The 15,433-nt window shown below is 67.5% G+C and carries 15 protein-coding genes; 10 read left to right on the forward strand and 5 right to left on the reverse strand.

Annotation, left to right across the window (positions count from 1 at the left end; genetic code table 11):
- The first annotated feature begins 124 nt into the window (after nucleotides 1-124).
- From IAE60_RS07415 to IAE60_RS07445, 7 genes are all read left to right on the forward strand, one after another.
- Nucleotides 125-1,090 (forward strand): SPFH domain-containing protein, encoded by a 966-nt coding sequence (locus IAE60_RS07415; RefSeq protein WP_185895270.1) that lies wholly within the window; start codon nucleotides 125-127, stop codon nucleotides 1,088-1,090.
- Between the two features lies 1 nt (nucleotide 1,091).
- Nucleotides 1,092-1,523, forward strand: coding sequence for an NfeD family protein (locus IAE60_RS07420; RefSeq protein ID WP_185895271.1), 432 nt, complete (start codon nucleotides 1,092-1,094; stop codon nucleotides 1,521-1,523).
- 1 nt (nucleotide 1,524) lies between these two features.
- Nucleotides 1,525-2,040: a hypothetical protein gene (locus tag IAE60_RS07425; RefSeq protein WP_187574393.1), complete on the forward strand. Its 516-nt coding sequence runs from the start codon at nucleotides 1,525-1,527 to the stop codon at nucleotides 2,038-2,040.
- Nucleotides 2,041-2,104: 64 nt separating this feature from the next.
- Nucleotides 2,105-3,226, forward strand: a complete 1,122-nt coding sequence (gene gcvT, locus IAE60_RS07430) for a glycine cleavage system aminomethyltransferase GcvT (protein WP_187574394.1) — start codon at nucleotides 2,105-2,107, stop codon at nucleotides 3,224-3,226.
- 85 nt (nucleotides 3,227-3,311) lie between these two features.
- A complete protein-coding gene (gene gcvH / locus IAE60_RS07435; protein WP_162108977.1) occupies nucleotides 3,312-3,707 on the forward strand; it encodes a glycine cleavage system protein GcvH in 396 nt (131 codons plus the stop codon).
- A gap of 1,027 nt (nucleotides 3,708-4,734) precedes the next feature.
- Nucleotides 4,735-5,181, forward strand: a complete 447-nt coding sequence (locus IAE60_RS07440; RefSeq protein WP_187574395.1) for a hypothetical protein — start codon at nucleotides 4,735-4,737, stop codon at nucleotides 5,179-5,181.
- 115 nt (nucleotides 5,182-5,296) lie between these two features.
- Nucleotides 5,297-5,830 carry an SRPBCC family protein gene (locus tag IAE60_RS07445; protein WP_187574396.1) on the forward strand — a complete coding sequence of 178 codons (534 nt, stop codon included), beginning with the start codon at nucleotides 5,297-5,299 and terminating at the stop codon, nucleotides 5,828-5,830.
- Between the two features lie 43 nt (nucleotides 5,831-5,873).
- Here the strand turns inward: IAE60_RS07445 and IAE60_RS07450 are convergent, their stop codons facing one another.
- Complete coding sequence (locus tag IAE60_RS07450; protein WP_244966678.1) at nucleotides 5,874-7,298, reverse strand: serine hydrolase domain-containing protein; 1,425 nt, start codon at nucleotides 7,296-7,298, stop codon at nucleotides 5,874-5,876.
- On the opposite strand from IAE60_RS07450, the gene IAE60_RS18765 reads away from it, so the two are divergent.
- Nucleotides 7,213-7,458 (forward strand): hypothetical protein, encoded by a 246-nt coding sequence (locus IAE60_RS18765; protein ID WP_244966746.1) that lies wholly within the window; start codon nucleotides 7,213-7,215, stop codon nucleotides 7,456-7,458. The genes IAE60_RS07450 and IAE60_RS18765 overlap by 86 nt on opposite strands.
- A 156-nt stretch (nucleotides 7,459-7,614) precedes the next feature.
- On the opposite strand, the gene IAE60_RS07455 is transcribed toward IAE60_RS18765, so the two are convergent.
- The gene (locus IAE60_RS07455; RefSeq protein ID WP_187574398.1) at nucleotides 7,615-9,267 is read right to left on the reverse strand and encodes a GMC family oxidoreductase; all 1,653 of its coding nucleotides are present in this window, start codon (nucleotides 9,265-9,267) and stop codon (nucleotides 7,615-7,617) included.
- A gap of 214 nt (nucleotides 9,268-9,481) precedes the next feature.
- On the opposite strand from IAE60_RS07455, the gene IAE60_RS07460 reads away from it, so the two are divergent.
- Nucleotides 9,482-10,861, forward strand: a complete 1,380-nt coding sequence (locus IAE60_RS07460) for an NTP/NDP exchange transporter (protein WP_187574399.1) — start codon at nucleotides 9,482-9,484, stop codon at nucleotides 10,859-10,861.
- A 38-nt stretch (nucleotides 10,862-10,899) separates the two neighbouring features.
- Nucleotides 10,900-11,250 (forward strand): DUF1304 domain-containing protein, encoded by a 351-nt coding sequence (locus tag IAE60_RS07465; protein WP_187574400.1) that lies wholly within the window; start codon nucleotides 10,900-10,902, stop codon nucleotides 11,248-11,250.
- Nucleotides 11,251-11,357: 107 nt separating this feature from the next.
- On the opposite strand, the gene IAE60_RS07470 is transcribed toward IAE60_RS07465, so the two are convergent.
- The 3 genes from IAE60_RS07470 to IAE60_RS07480 form a co-directional block, all read right to left on the reverse strand.
- Nucleotides 11,358-11,846 carry a hotdog fold domain-containing protein gene (locus IAE60_RS07470; RefSeq protein WP_187574401.1) on the reverse strand — a complete coding sequence of 163 codons (489 nt, stop codon included), beginning with the start codon at nucleotides 11,844-11,846 and terminating at the stop codon, nucleotides 11,358-11,360.
- Between the two features lie 64 nt (nucleotides 11,847-11,910).
- Entirely contained in the window at nucleotides 11,911-14,388 is a 2,478-nt protein-coding gene (locus tag IAE60_RS07475; protein ID WP_187574402.1) for an acyl-CoA dehydrogenase, read from the reverse strand.
- The gene (locus IAE60_RS07480) at nucleotides 14,385-15,341 is read right to left on the reverse strand and encodes an alpha/beta fold hydrolase (RefSeq protein ID WP_187574403.1); all 957 of its coding nucleotides are present in this window, start codon (nucleotides 15,339-15,341) and stop codon (nucleotides 14,385-14,387) included. Before IAE60_RS07480 ends, IAE60_RS07475 begins: the two co-directional genes overlap by 4 nt.
- Between the last annotated feature and the right edge of the window lie 92 nt (nucleotides 15,342-15,433).

The following is a 15,433-nucleotide window of genomic DNA, read 5'->3' on the forward strand; positions in this document are numbered from 1 at the left end:
GGGCTGTCGGACATAGGGATGCCGCAGCGGGCAATACCGTCGCAGGGTCGCCGAAGTTCCCGCGCACGGTGCCGGGACCGCCCAGGCCTATAATCTGACCATCGTCACAGGAAGGGGGTCAGCAATGGAGTTCGGTCTTTCCACACTGGTGGTTGCGGCGGTGGTGCTGTTCATCGTGGTCACCTTCTTCAAGGGTGTCCGCGTGGTGCCGCAGGGGTACGAGTTCACGGTGGAGCATTTCGGCAGGTACACCCACACGATGTCCCCCGGCCTGCACTTCCTGATCCCGTACATGCAGAGCATCGGCCGCAAGGTCAACATGATGGAGCAGGTGTTCGAAGTGCCTTCGCAGGACGTCATCACCAAGGACAACGCGGTGGTGAAGGTGGACGGCGTGGTCTTCTTCCAGGTGCTGGATGCGGCCAAGGCCGCGTATGAGGTGTCCAGCCTGGACCAGGCGATGATCGCGCTGGTGCAGACCAACATCCGTACCGTGATCGGCTCGATGGACCTGGACGAGTCGCTCAGCCAGCGCGAGACCATCAATGCCAAGCTGCTGGGCGTGGTGGACCATGCGACCAGTCCGTGGGGCGTGAAGGTCAACCGCATCGAGATCAAGGACATCCAGCCGCCGCGCGACCTGGTGGATGCGATGGCCCGGCAGATGAAGGCCGAGCGCGACAAGCGCGCTTCCATCCTCGAGGCCGAGGGCGCGCGGGCGTCGGAAATCCTGCGCGCGGAAGGCGAAAAGCAGGGCGCGATCCTGGAAGCCGAAGGCAAGCGCGAGGCCGCCTACCGCGAAGCCGAGGCGCGCGAGCGCCTGGCCGAGGCCGAGGCCAAGGCGACGGAGCTGGTGTCCAATGCCATCGCCCAGGGCGACGTGCAGGCGATCAACTACTTCATCGCGCAGAAGTACGTGGAGGCCTTTAAGGAACTGGCCATGGCGCCGAACCAGAAGTTCGTGCTGATGCCGATGGAGGCCAGCGGCGTGATCGGCTCCATCGCCGGCATCGCCGAACTGGCCAAGGAGGCGCTGAACAAGCAGCAGGTGGCGGCGCCATCGCGTCCGCCCCGCGTTCCGGGAGCCTGACATGAGCTTCAAGTTCGCGTTCTGGGCGATCGGAGCGCTGGTGCTGTTCGCCGCCGAGGCGATGGCGCCGGGCGCGTTCATGCTGTGGTTCGGCTTCGCCGCGGTGGCGATGGCGCTCGTGGTGCTGGTGGCGCCCGGGCTCGGCTGGCTGGCGCAGGCGGTGCTGTTCTCGGTGCTGGCGCTGATCTCGGTGGCGGTCTATCGCCGGTGGTTCCGCGGCAAGGGTCGGCAGAGCGACAAGCCGCTGTTGAACCGACGCGCGGAACAGCTGGTGGGCAGCGTCGCCGTGCTCGACCAGGCCATCGAAGGGGGGCGCGGCCGGGTGAAGATCGACGATGCGTTCTGGACGGTGGAAGGCCCGGACTTGCCGGTGGGCATGCGGGTCCGCGTGGTCGCCGTGAACGGCATGACATTGAAGGTGCAGGAGGCCTGAGGTGGGTTCGAGCACGCTGGCATGGTCGATGTCGGTGCTGGCGCCGCTGTCGGTGACGGCGGCCGACCTGGTCGGCCGTGTCATGCCACCGTATCCGGCCGGCCTGGACGAACTGGGCGGGAGCTGCGTCTCCGAGTCGGTCGAACCTGCCCGCGTCTGCGATTACTCGGTGGGCGTGCTGGCCTCGCCCGCTGCCGTGGATGGCGGCGAACCCTTCCCGCGTTTCGTGATTGCCGGCCAACTGGCCGGCCGCGACGGCGCCCGGGCGCAGTGGCGCATCACCGACGCGCTGCCCTATCCCACCGGTCGTCCCGGCTATTACCTGCAGTTCGGCACCTGCCGGGTGAACGGGCGCGACGATGCGCGGGTGGCGGCCATCGTGCGGCAGCACGACACGTCGACCGAATGGTTGAAGGACATCGCCTGGGCCGGACGCCTGCGCCTGCCCGATGCGCGCTTCGACGTGCTGGATGCGCGCACGGTCGACTGCATCAATGAGGCCTACTACGGTCTGTGATGGCGGCGCACCGCCCTGGTGCGTTCTGGGATAATGCGCTTCTTTGCCCGCCCCGGAAGCCGCCATGACCCAGAAGACCCTCCTCAACGACACCCATCGCGCGCTTGGCGCCAAGATGGTCGACTTCGGCGGCTGGGACATGCCGATCCACTACGGTTCGCAGATCGAAGAACACCACCAGGTGCGTCGCGATGCCGGCATGTTCGACGTCAGCCACATGACCGTGGTCGACCTGCGCGGGCCGCGCACCCGTGAGTTCCTGCGCCAGCTGGTGGCCAACTCGGTGGACAAGCTGCAGAAGCCGGGCAAGGCGCTGTACACGACCATGCTCAACGAGGAAGGCGGGGTGATCGACGACCTGATCATCTACTTCATGGACGACGCCTTCTTCCGCCTGGTCGTCAACGCCGCCACCCGTGAGAAGGACCTGGCGTGGATCGGTACCCGTGCAGCGGCGTTCGACGTGGAGGTCAGCGAGCGTCCCGACTTCGCCATGATTGCCGTGCAGGGTCCTGCCGCGCGCGAACGCGTGCACGGCCTGCTGCGCGAAGAGGACCGGGTGAAGGTCGGCAAGCTGACCCGCTTCTCCGCCGCCGATGCTTCCACTGCGGACGGCGTGCCGCTGTTCGTCGCCCGCACCGGCTACACCGGCGAGGATGGCTACGAGATCGTGTTGCCCGGAAGCGAGGCGGTCGCGTTCTGGAACGCCCTGCTCGCAGCGGGGGTGAAACCGGCCGGTCTGGGCGCACGCGACACGCTGCGCCTGGAGGCGGGGATGAACCTCTACGGACAGGACATGGACGAATCCGTCTCGCCCTACGAAGCGGCGCTGGCCTGGACGGTGGCGCTGGACGAAGGACGTCCCTTCATCGGCCGCGCGAAGCTGGAGGCGCAGAAAGCCGCCGGTGCGCCGCGGCAGATGATCGGCTTGGTGATGGACGAGAAGGGCGTGCTGCGCCATGGGCAGAAGGTGCTCACCGCGCATGGCGAGGGCGAGATCCTGTCGGGCACCTTCTCGCCGACGCTGGGCAAGGCCATCGCGTTCGCGCGGGTACCTGCGGGCGACATCGCGCTGGGTGCGGCCGGCGGCGTGCGTGTGGACATCCGGGGCAGGGAAGTGCCGGTGCGCGTGGTCAGGTTCCCGTTCGTGCGCGACGGCCAGGCCCAGCCCGGCGTGCTGGAATGAATCGCAGGCCGCCACCTACACGTGCGGCTTACTCCGCTAAACTATCGTCTCCATCCCGACCTACCGCACCGATCCGGAGTACCCCATGAGTGAGATTCCTGGCGATCTGAAGTTCCTCAAGTCCCACGAATGGGCCCGCCTGGAGAGCGACGGTCGCGTCACCGTCGGCATCTCCGACCATGCGCAGGGCCTGTTGGGCGACCTGGTCTACGTCGAACTGCCGAACGTCGGCGATCGCATCGAAGCCGGCAACGCCAGCGCGGTGGTCGAGTCGGTCAAGGCCGCCTCCGACGTGTACAGCCCGGTCACCGGCAAGGTCGTGGAAGTCAACGCGGCGCTGTCGGACAAGCCGGAGACCATCAACGAGGACGCCTACGGCGAAGGCTGGATCTTCGTGATCGAAGCCGAGGAGCCGGACCAGCTCAACGAACTACTGTCGCCCGACGACTACGCCGAGCTGATCGAAGACGAAGACCACTGAGGCAGCCCACCTGCTGTCCCCTGACGGGGAACCGGCGGCGAAGGAGCATGTCTCCCTCGTCGTCGGTTCCCCGCTTCGTTTCCGCCGTCGTGGGCGCCGGCGCCACGGTGGATCCGCGCGTGGCGCAGGAAGCATCCGGCGCGCATGCAACCCCGGGCCAGCGCGGACGACGGACGCATGCGACCGGCGGACGGCAAGGTGGAATCGCCGGTACGCGCGGACGGCGGACGTGCGATGTCGCCACCCATCCGCTGCCGCGCGATCGCACTTGAGCCGCGATGCGGAGGCGTCGAACGCGGCGACGCATCGGTCGCGGGAGGGAAAAAAGTTTGCGCAGTTCGGCGCATTCGGGCTTGTGCGACGCGAAATCGGATGCCCTTCCGGAAAAATTTTTTAGCTCGCGTTCAAGCCGCCGGGGCGGTCGTGGCCGAGGTCGCAAGGCGCTCGCGTCAACCTCGCAACATCATCGGCGCGCCTGACCCCGATGAAGAAAAAGCGCGTTTTCCCGATGTTTTTTTTCTTGCGTGCGTCGAAGCGCCGCAAACCTCGCCTGACAGGGAGCAGCAGTGCGGGTGCGCCAAGTGTTCGCCGTCGCGATCAGGTCCGGACGGGAGAACGAAAAAAGTTGCGCACAGGTGTTGACACCTTGAAAAACCGTGATTAGGTTTCGCCCCAAGCAGAGCATGCTGCGGAAGCGAGTGAGTCGAATCAACACGACAGCGCGAGAGACAACACAGTCCATCGTCACCCGGATCGGGGTGGACGCAGGCCTCGCTTCCCCCGCAGAAACGCAACGCCTCCATTCCATGACACCCGCGTCGCCTGGCGACGCGGGTGTTTTCTTATTTGTAGGGAGCCGGGTTTCGCACGCCTGGCCCCCTGGGGAATCCGCATCGCCGCGCGTGTCGCGGCAGCGGCTGCCGACGGGTCCGACTCCCGCGGCGTTTCTTGCAGCTGGGCCTGCCTTCGGGCAGATGTGCTGTAGCCAGACGTAAAACACCATAGTTCACTGACGAGGAGCCATCACATGGCAATGAAGAAAGCTGCGAAGAAGAAACCGGCCGCCAAGAAGGCCGCCAAGAAGGCCACCAAGAAGTCGGCTGCCAAGAAGACTGTGAAGAAGGCCGCCAAGAAGGTCGCCAAGAAGGTCGCCAAGGCCAAGAAGGCGGTGAAGAAGGTCGCCAAGAAGGCCGCCAAGAAGGTCGCCAAGAAGCCGGCGAAGAAGGCCGCCAAGAAGACCACCAAGAAGGCTGCCAAGAAGGTTGCCAAGAAGCCGGCGAAGAAGGTTGCCAAGAAGGCTGCCAAGAAGACCGCCAAGAAGGCTGCCAAGAAAGTAGCCAAGAAAGTAGCCAAGAAGCCGGCCAAGAAGGCCGCCAAGAAGGCTGCGAAGAAGCCCGCCAAGAAGGCTGCCAAGAAGTCCAAGAAGAAAGCGGCCCCGGTCGCGCTGCCGGCCACCCCGGCTCCGCTGATCTAAGCCAACCCCGATTAGCCGTAACACCATGGACTCTCTCCCTGTGCCCAGCGGGGGGAGAGTTTTTTTATGGGCGAGCGGCTAGGCTACCGCCCTGGATCCACGCGGGAGCATGGGCATGAAGTTGTTCAGATGGACGCTGGCGACGATCGTCGCGGTGGGGCTGGTCTTCGTTGCGGGTGGGTTGCTGCTGCCGTCCACGACGCACGTCGAGCGCAGCGTCGTGATCGAGCGCAGTCCGGAGCAGGTCTTCGCCACCCTGGATTCGTTCGAACGTTTCAACGCCTGGTCGCCATGGGCCGAGTACGACCCGCAGGCCAGGTACACCTTCGACGGCCCGGCGCAGGGCGTAGGCGCGCGCATGCGCTGGGTGGGGAACCGGGCCGTGGGTAGCGGCAGCCAGGAGATCATCGCCAGCGAACCGCACGGCAGGATCGTGGTGGCGCTGGATTTCGACGGAAGCCAGGCGCAGGCGACGTATCTGCTGGTGCCGGAAGCCGGCGGAACACGGGTGACCTGGGCATTCGACAGCGCGCATGGCCTGAATCCTTTCAGGCGCTGGCTCGGTCTGCTGTTCGACCGGATGATCGGTGCGGACTACGAGAAGGGGCTCGCCCGACTCAAGGCGCTGATGGAAGCGTCGGACGCATAGCCCGCCGGCGCGCGCTGCACGGTGACGCAGCGCGCACGTGCGCTCAGCGGGGCGACGCGGTGCTGCGTTGCGAGGAGGTGCCCGCGTCGCTGCGCTCCCGTGCCGGAGCGCCCTCGGGCGACTCGGCCAGCAGCAGGTCGTAGTCGGCGGGCGTCTCGACCCACGGCTCGCCCGGCAGGCCCATGGCCCGGTCGAGGATGGTGGGCAGCAGGCCCGAGGGCAGCGAGCTGTCGCTGTTCCAGACCATGGCCACGCCCAGGTCCTGTCCCGGCACCAGCGCCATCAGGCCGCGATAGCCCTGCACCGCACCGGCATGGAAGATCACCTGCTGACCGGCGTAGTCGAACACGCGCCAGCCCAGGGCATAACTCGCCGAGTGGATGCGCTCGCGACGCCAGCCACCGCGCATTTCGCCCGGTGTGGTCACCACCGGGGCATGCAGGGTGGCCAGCAGCGGCGCCGGCAGTACGTCGGGACGATGGCCCGTCTGCGCGATCAGCCACTGCGCCAGGTCGCTGGCGCTGGCGTTGACGCCGGCGGCGGGCGGCAGGCGGTAGTAGGTCGGCTTGGGGGTCAGCGATACCCAGCCGTTGCGGCTGCGCACGTGCGGCCGCGCCCAGCGCGTACTGCCCTGGATGCCGGACAGGCCCAGGCTGGCGTCGTTCATGCCCAGGGGCTTGAAGATGCGGCGATCCACCGCCTGGTCGTAGAACGTGCCGGACGCCGCGAACACGACGTCGCCGATCAGGCTGAAGGCCACGTTCTGGTAGGCATAGCACTCGCCGGGCGCGCACTTCAGCGGCGCGTAGGCGAGCTTGCGCGCGACATCGTAGTACTCGGCATTGGCCTCGATGTCGCGGTCGAAGGCATTGTGGGCCTGCAGGCCCACGCTGTGGCTCAGCACGTCCGCCACGGTGACGCGCGAGGTCGCGACGGGATCGCTCAGCTGGAAGCCGGGCACGTACTGGCTGACCTTGCTGTCCCAGCGCAGCGAGCCGTCCTGCACCATCAGGCCGGCCAGGGTGCTGGCGAAGGACTTGGACAGCGACGCCAGGCGGAACACGGTGTGCGCGTCGACCTGCTGCGGGTTGACCACATCGGTGACGCCATAACCGCGCGCGCTCAGCACGCGCCCGTTGTGGACGATGGCCATGGCCAGACCCGGCACGCGCTGGCCCACCGTCAGGTGCTCGGCCATCGTCTCGAAGGCGCGCACATCGAAGCCGGCAGCCAGCGGGCGGATGTCCTGGCCTGTCAGCGCGGACCGGTAGGGACGCGGCTGGGTGGGGGAGACATACGGTGCGGTGCTGGCGGTGGCCACGCCGGAAACCCCGGCATCGGATGCAGCGCCCGGCGATGTCCAGCGCAGCGGTGTCTGCGCCGTGGACGACAACGTCAGCGGAAGCATCATGCCGACCAGGGCGATCCGCAGGGAATGCGGCGACCGCCGGCTCTTCTTCGGTTTCATGGTGCGAGACGCCCTGCGAAAGCTGGTGCTGTCCGGGATCATAACGCCGCTGTTTTCCATTGCACAAACCGCGGGAAGTTCGATGGCCATGTCGTTCATCCTGCTGAAGATTGCAGATGTGCCGAGCGTCCCATTTCTCCGTGCGTTGTGCGCCGCCTGAATACGTGCGGGCGCTTGGCTGCATGCCGGACGCTTCGTGCGTAGACATGCAAATTCCGGGCCATCGGTGCGAACGCGCGCCACGCGTTCAGCTCTTCGCGGCGTCAAGAACGGCCGCGCGGGGCCGGAGTACGGCGGTCCCTGGCGGGTGCCGCGATCAGCCGGCGGTGGCCAGCGGAATCGCCTCAGGCGCGGGTCGCGCCGAGGGAAGGGGTGCGGCGGTCAGCACCGGCCGGTTGCGGATCAGGTCCGACGCCCGCTCCGCGATCATGATGGTCGGCGCATTGGTGTTCCCGCCGATCAGCGTGGGCATCACGGACGCATCGATCACGCGCAGGCCGTCCAGACCCCGGACGCGCAGCGCCGGATCCACCACGGCATCGTCATCGAACCCCATCCGGCAGCTGCCGACCGGGTGGTAGACGGTCTCGGCCTTGGCGCGGATGAAGGCGACCAGCTCCGCATCGGTCAGGTCGTCGCGGGGCGGATGGATGGGCGCGCCGCGGTAGGCGTCGAACGCGGGCTGGGCGAACAGTTCGCGCGCGAGCTTCGCGCACTCGACCATCATCTTCAGGTCGAAGCCGTCGGGGTCGCCGAGGTAGTTCGCCTCGATGCGCGCGTCCGCGCGCGGGTCCGCACTGGCCAGCAGGATGCGGCCGCGGCTGCGCGGGCGCAGGAAGCAGGCATGGGCCGTGTAGCCGTCGCCGGAAAGGCGATGGCGGCCGTGATCGTCCAGCATCGCGGGTACGAAATGCATCTGGATGTCCGGGCGGTCGTCCGGCGCCAGCGGCGAACGCACGAACGCGCCTGCCTCGGCGATGTTGCTGCTGCCCGGGCCGCGATGCCCGCGCAGGAAGTAGTCGAAGGCGGTCTTGAGCTCGCTGGTGCGGTCGTAGGTGACGCGCTGCGTACTGTGCTGCAGCGTGCAGATGTCCAGGTGGTCCTGCAGGTTCCTGCCCACCCCGGGCAGAACATGCCGGGGTGTGATGCCGTGCGATGCCAGATGTTCGGCGGGGCCGATGCCCGACAGCATCAGCAGCTGCGGCGAGTTGATCGCACCGCCGCTGAGCAGGACCTCGCCCTCGCAGCGCACGACGACCTCGTGGCCGCCACGAGCGTAGGCCACGCCGATCGCGCGGTTCTTTTCCAGCAGGATGCGCCGTACCAGTGCGCCGGTGACGATGTCCAGGTTCTGGCGATCGCGTGCCGGGTCCAGGTAAGCCACCGCGGAGGAACACCGGGCCCCCTCCTTCTGGGTGACCTGGTAGAGGCCGAAGCCTTCCTGGGTCCTGCCGTTGAAGTCGGGATTGCGGGCGTAGCCGGCCTGCACGCCGGCCTCGATGAAGGCGGCCGACAGTTCGTTGGTGTAGCGCAGGTCGGAGACGTGCAGCGGGCCGTCGGCGCCGTGGAGGGCGTCGGCGCCGCGGCTGTTCCGCTCCGAACGGCGGAAGTAGGGCAGCACGCTGTTCCAGTCCCAGCCCTCCGCGCCGGCATCGGCCCAGTCGTCGTAATCCTGCGGTACGCCGCGGATGTAGCACATCGCGTTGATCGAACTGGAGCCGCCGAGCACCTTGCCGCGCGGCCACCACAGGCGCCGGTTGTCCAGGTGCGGCTCGGGCGCGGTGTCGTAGTTCCAGTTCACGCCTTTCTGTCCGACCAGCTTGGCCAGGCCGGCCGGCATGTGGATGAAGGGGTGCCAGTCGCGCGGACCGGCTTCCAGCAGCAGCACGCGACAGGCCGGGTCTTCGCTCAGGCGGTGAGCGAGCACGCAGCCGGCCGAGCCGGCGCCCACGATGATGTAGTCGTACACATGCTGCCCGATTGCGAAGACGGACCGAACCTAGCGGGGGGGGATAGAGCAATTGCTCTGCCGGGATGCGCGGCTGCCGCACGCGTGATGGGGCCTTGATCCGGCGAGTCGATGCGTGGCGAAAAGGCTGGCGATGTTGCAGTGCATCGGATACCTTGCGCGCCACAGGCGGGCGGTGCCCGCGTCCCGATGATGCGATCGCAGGCCGCGCCCCATGGACCCGTCTCCCCCAGCGACCACCCGGTTCGGCCGATTCCGCGCGGCGCTGTCCGAGTCCCCGCCGCTGCTGTGGGCGTTCGTCTACTTCTTCTGCCTGCTGAGCGGCTATTACGTGCTGCGGCCGGTGCGCGAGGCGATGGCGGCGTCCAGCGATGTGCAGGCGGTCTTCCCGCCCGCCATGATCGAGTTCTTCGCCGTGCGCGGCCTGGCGCTGAAGGATTTCACCCTGCAGGTGCTGTTCACCTGCACCTTCATCATCATGCTGCTGTTGCAGCCGGCCTACGGCTGGCTGGTCAGCCGGTATCCGCGTCGCGTGTTCCTGCCGGCGGTCTACGGCTTCTTCATCGGCACGTTGCTGCTGTTCTACATGCTGTTCGACAGCGGGATGCCGGGACGCGGGATGGCCTTCTTCCTGTGGATCGCGGTGTTCAACCTGTTCGCGGTCGCGGTGTTCTGGAGCTTCATGGCGGATGTCTTCAGCAATGCCGAAGCGCGCAAGTTCTACGGCTACATCGGCGCGGCCGGCACGGTCGGCGCGATCCTCGGCCCCGTCCTCACCCGCACCTTCGTCGAGCGCATCGGCATCGCCAACCTGATGCTGGTGTCGGCCGGTTTCCTGATGGTGTGCGTGGTATGCCAGCTGCGCCTGCGCCTGTGGGCGGTGGCGCGCGAACAGGAACGCAGGGCCACCAGCGGTGAGACGCCGATGGGGGGCGAAGTGCTTGCCGGACTGAAGCTGATCGCCCGGGAGCCGCTGCTGCGCTGGCTGGCGTCGCTGGTGGTGATGGGCGTGGGCGTGGGCACGCTGCTGTACAACGAACAGGCCGCGATCGTGCGGAAGTTCTACACCGACCCGGCCGCCAGCACCGCCTACTACGCCGGCATCGACATGGCGGTGAACGCGCTGACCCTGTTCATCCAACTGCTGGTCACCCGCTGGTTGCTGCGCAGCTTCGGGGTCGGCCCCGCACTGCTCATCCCGGGCGGCGCGATCATCCTGGGCTACTCGCTGCTGGCCGCCTCGCCGCTGCCGATGATGGTGGCCATCGTGCAGGTGGTCACGCGGGCCAGCGAATTCTCGCTGACCAAGCCGGCACGCGAGACCATCTACACCCGCGTCGATCGCGAGTGGCGCTACAAGGCCGGCGCCGCGATCGACACGGTCATCTATCGCGGTGGCGACCTGAGCTTCGTGTGGTTGCACAAGTTCGTGTCCGCATTCGGCTCCAGCGCGGTGTTCGGCGTCGGCCTGCTGGCGGCCAGCGCCTTCACGTTCAGCGGATGGAAGCTGCTGCGCGAGGAAAGGAAACTTCCGTCCGAGCGCGACGCGGCCTCCGGGCAGCGTGGGTCGTCGAGGGCTGACGCGGCCGTGTGACGCCGTTATGCTGCGCACGGGCAAGGAGAGAAGCGGGAATGAGCGTGATCGCGGCGGTTCTGGTGGTGCTGGTGGCGGTGCTTCACGCCTGGTTCCTGGTCCTGGAAATGTTCTTGTGGACCCGGCCCGCCGGCCTGAAGACCTTCCGCAACACGCCGGAGAAGGCGGAGACCACCCGCGTGCTGGCCGCCAACCAGGGGCTGTACAACGGCTTCCTTGCCGCCGGCCTGCTGTGGGGGCTGGTGACCGCGCAGTGGAACGTGGTCGTGTTCTTCCTGCTGTGCGTGATCGTCGCCGCGCTTTACGGCGCGTGGAGTGTCAGTCGCCGGATCTTCTACGTGCAGGGCGTGCCGGCGATCGCGGCATTGGCGGCGATCTGGCTGCTTTGAGGAATGCCACTGCAGGAGCGACGTGAGTCGCGACCGCACGCTCCAGGGTGCCGGCGTTCTCGGTTGGCGCGAGAACGGATGCCATGCGGTCGCGACTCACGTCGCTCCTACAACGGCGACGCCGCGCGAGGCGGTTTCGGCGACACCCACATGCCGATCCGCGCACGGAACACCGCTTCTCCCTTCGGGTCGCGGACCACCACGTCCATCGGCAGGTCGTAGCCCTCGGCCGATTCGTGCGGTTCAAACGCCGGCGTGGCGACGGCGTGCAGGGTGCCCACGGCCTTCTTCAGATACTCGACGGTCATGCCCTTGGGGATCCAGCGCATCGAGCGCGGGATGCTGACGTCGGTGGTCAATCCGCCAACGAACTCGGCCAGGTTGCACAGCGCGATCGCATGCACGGTACCCAGGTGATTGGTGACCGAACGCCGGTGCCGGATGGTCGCTTCGCCGCGGCCGGGCTCCAGCCGCACCATGCGCGGGCCGATACTGCCGAAGTAGGGCGCCTTGAAGCAGATCAGGCGCGAGAACAGCCAATGTCCCAGGGGCTTGCGGCTCAGGCTGCGGTAGATCTTCAGGACGTCGGCGCTCATCGTGGGCTCCTGGTGCGACGACGGCGGGACATGCCCGCCGTCGTCGTGTCTTCCGGTAGTGGCGTCAGGCCGCTTCGCGCGGCTGGCGCTTGTGCTGCGGCAGGTCGTAGTAGCTGGCGGCGCGCAGCTCGTGCACGTCGAAGTCGTCCACGGTGATCGTGTCCAGCGTGATCGCACGCAGTTCTTCCAGCTGCTTGCGCTCTTCCACGGTGATCCAGCCCTCGCGCACGCCTTCGTCCAGCTGTGCGCTGTAATCCAGGGCTTCGATGTCCTTGGTCTTCAGCGCCTTCAGGAACTTGCGCTCCACCGGCTCGGCGGCCACGGCGGCGGCCAGGTAACTGTCGATGCGGCCGCCGGGGTTGTTCTCGCACGGGGTCAGGAACACGCCCTGGCCCAGGCGGTCGCGCGCCTCGTTCGGCGCCATCAGCAGCATGGCGACGCGATGACTCAGGCGGTCGCCCGGCGCCACGGCGCGGCGGCCGAACGGGAACACCACCGGCCACAGCAGCCAGCCCAGTGGCTTGATCGGGAAGTTGCGCAGCGCCTGCGACAGCGCCAGTTCGATCTCGTACGCGCTGTTGTGGAAGGCCCAGGCCAGCAGCGGCTTGTCGGCTTCCGGCGCGCCTTCGTCGTGGTGGCGCTTCAGCACCGCGCCCATCATGTACAGGTGGCTGAGCACGTCGCCGAGGCGGCCGGACAGCGATTCCTTGAACTTCAGCTTGCCGCCCAGCGCGCCCAGCGAGATGTCGGTCAGCAGCGCCAGGTTGGCCGCATAGCGGTCCAGCTTGCGGAAGAACTTCTTGGTGTAGGCATCGCCCGGCGCGGCGCCGATCTTCGAGCCGGTAATGCCGAACCAGAACGAGCGCACCGCGTTGGAGATGGCGCCGCCGATGTGCGGATACAGCACCGCATCCAGCTGCTGGATGCCCGCCTTGGTATCCGGATCCTGCGCCGCGCGCATTTCCTTGATGATGTAGGGATGGCACAGGATCGAGCCCTGGCCGAAGATCAGCAGGCTGCGCGTCATGATGTTGGCGCCTTCCACCGTGATGGCGATGGGCGAGGCCTGCCACGCGCGGCCGGCGAAGTTGCGCGGGCCCAGGATGATGCCCTTGCCGCCCACCACGTCCATCACGTCCTTGGCGATGTCGCGGGCCATGTTCGTGCAGTGGTACTTGGCGATGGCCGACGGCACCGACGGCACGTCGCCGCGGTCCACGGCAGCGGCGGTGGCCTGCGACAGCGCGCTGATGGCGTACGCCTTGCCGCCGATGCGGGCCAGCGCCTCCTCCACGCCCTCGAAGCGGCCGACCGACAGGCCGAACTGCTTGCGGATGCGCGCATAGCTGCCGGTGACGCGCGCGCCGAACTTGGCGCCGCCGCTGGCGGTGGACGGGAGGGTGATCGAGCGGCCCACGGCCAGGCACTCGTTGAGCATGTTCCAGCCCTTGCCGGCCATTTCCACGCCGCCGATCAGCTGGCTGAGCGGGATGAACACGTCACGGCCGTGGATGGGGCCGTTCTGGAACGGCGAGTTCAGCGGGAAGTGGCGACGGCCGACGTCGACACCGGGAGTGTCGCGCGGCAGCAGGGCCAGGGTGATGCCGATGTCGCGGGTGTCGCCGATCAGTCCGTCCGGGTCGTACATGCGGAAGGCCAGGCCGATGAGCGTGGCGACCGGCGCCAGGGTGATGTAGCGCTTGTCGAAGGTCAGGCGCAGGCCGAGCACGTTGGCGCCGTTCCACTCGCCCTTGCAGACGATGCCGTAATCGGGAATCGAGGTCGCGTCGGAGCCGGCGAACGGACCGGTCAGGCCGAAGCAGGGCACTTCCTGGCCGATCGCCAGGCGCGGCAGGTAGTAGTCCTTCTGCTCCTGCGTGCCGTAGTGGTTGAGCAGTTCACCCGGGCCCAGCGAGTTGGGCACGCCGACGGTGGAGCTGACCACGCTGCTGACCGAGGCGATCTTCTGGATCACCTTATGGTGCGCCAGCGCCGAGAAGCCCAGGCCGCCGTACTGCTTGGGGATGATCATGCCGAAGAACTTGTTCTTCTTGATGTAGTCCCACAGTTCCGGCGGCAGATCGGCGTGGACATGGGTGATTTCCCAGTCGTTGATCATCTTGCACAGCTCTTCCACCGGGCCGTCGAGGAAGGCCTGCTCTTCGGCGGTGAGTTGCGGCTTGGGATAGGCCAGGAGCTTGTTCCAGTCCGGGTCGCCGGTGAACAGGTCGCCCTCGAAGCCCACCGAGCCGGTTTCCAGCGCGATGCGCTCGGTCTGCGACAACGGCGGCAGCGCGCGGCGCAGGAAGCCCAGCGCGGGTGCGGTGATCAGCGGCTTGCGGATCGCCGGGATCAGCAGCGGTACCGCGATCGCCAGCACCACCAGCGCGGCCACCAGTGTGGCGGTGGGATTGGCGCCCAGCAGCCAGCAGGCCACCAGCAGGCTGGCGGTGATGGCGGCCCAGTAGGCCAGCCGGAGCCGATGGTAGGCGGCGAACGCACCCGCCAGCAGGAAGGCGAGGAAGGGGATGACGATGCTCATGGGGTTGCTCCGGACACGGATTCGGTTACATCGGATTCGGCGTTGCCCGACGCGGCCGGCAGGCCTGCCAGGTATTCCAGCACGGTGGCGGTAAACGCGTCGTTGTCGTCGCCGGCCACCATGTGGGTGGCCTGCGGCAGGTGCACGTGGCGCGCGTGCGGCACCAGCGTCTTGAACTCTTCGACGGTCCTTTCCGACACCAGGTCGCTGCGCCCGCCACTGATCAGCAGTACGGGACACTGCACGCGGCGGGCGGCGTCGGCGATGGCGTCCTGGTGCTGCGCGCTGTCGCGGGCCAGTTCGTCCACCAGGCGCGGATCCCAGTGCCAGCGCCAGCGGCCGTCGCCGCCTTCGCGCAGCAGCTCGCGCAGATCGTCGGCGGATTTGCGCGTGCGGCGCTGCGGCTGGTAGGCCGCGATGGCGTCGGCTGCATGCTCGAGCGAGTCGAAGCCGTCAGGGAACGCCGTCATGAACGCCAGGATGCGCTGCAGGCCGGCATGTTCCCAGCGCGGGGTGATGTCCACCAGCACCATGGCGCGGAACAGGCCCGGCCAGCGCGATTCGGCGATCAGGCCGAACAGTCCGCCCATCGAGGCGCCGACCAGCACCGGCGGTTCGGGCTGCTCGCCGGCCATCACGATCAGGTCATCGGCGAACTGGTCGCCGGTGTAGGGCAGCCCGGCGGCATTGCGGTCCGACTCGCCATGACCGCGCGCGTCGTAGGCCAGGCCGGCGTAGCCGTGCGCGGCCATCGCCACGCCGGTGCGGTTCCACGCGCCACGCGTCTGGCCGAAGCCGTGTGCGTACACCAGGGCAGGGTGCCCCTGCAGTGCGCGCGGCGAAGGAAAGCGGCGGATCGCCAGTGAGAAGCCCTCTTGCCCGACCGGCACGCGGTCCGTTCCGGCGGCGGAGCCGGACAGGGCGGAGAAGGCGAGGGAGGCAGGCTGCACCATACGGGCTAGTATGGGTTGTCGCATTTAGAGCAGTCAATCGGTTTGCGATACGTGTTTCCGATGCAACTGATTGATTTGTCTTTATTTTGTTG

It is taken from the genome of Pseudoxanthomonas mexicana, assembly GCF_014397415.1.
Classification (GTDB): Bacteria; Pseudomonadota; Gammaproteobacteria; order Xanthomonadales; family Xanthomonadaceae; genus Pseudoxanthomonas_A; species Pseudoxanthomonas_A mexicana.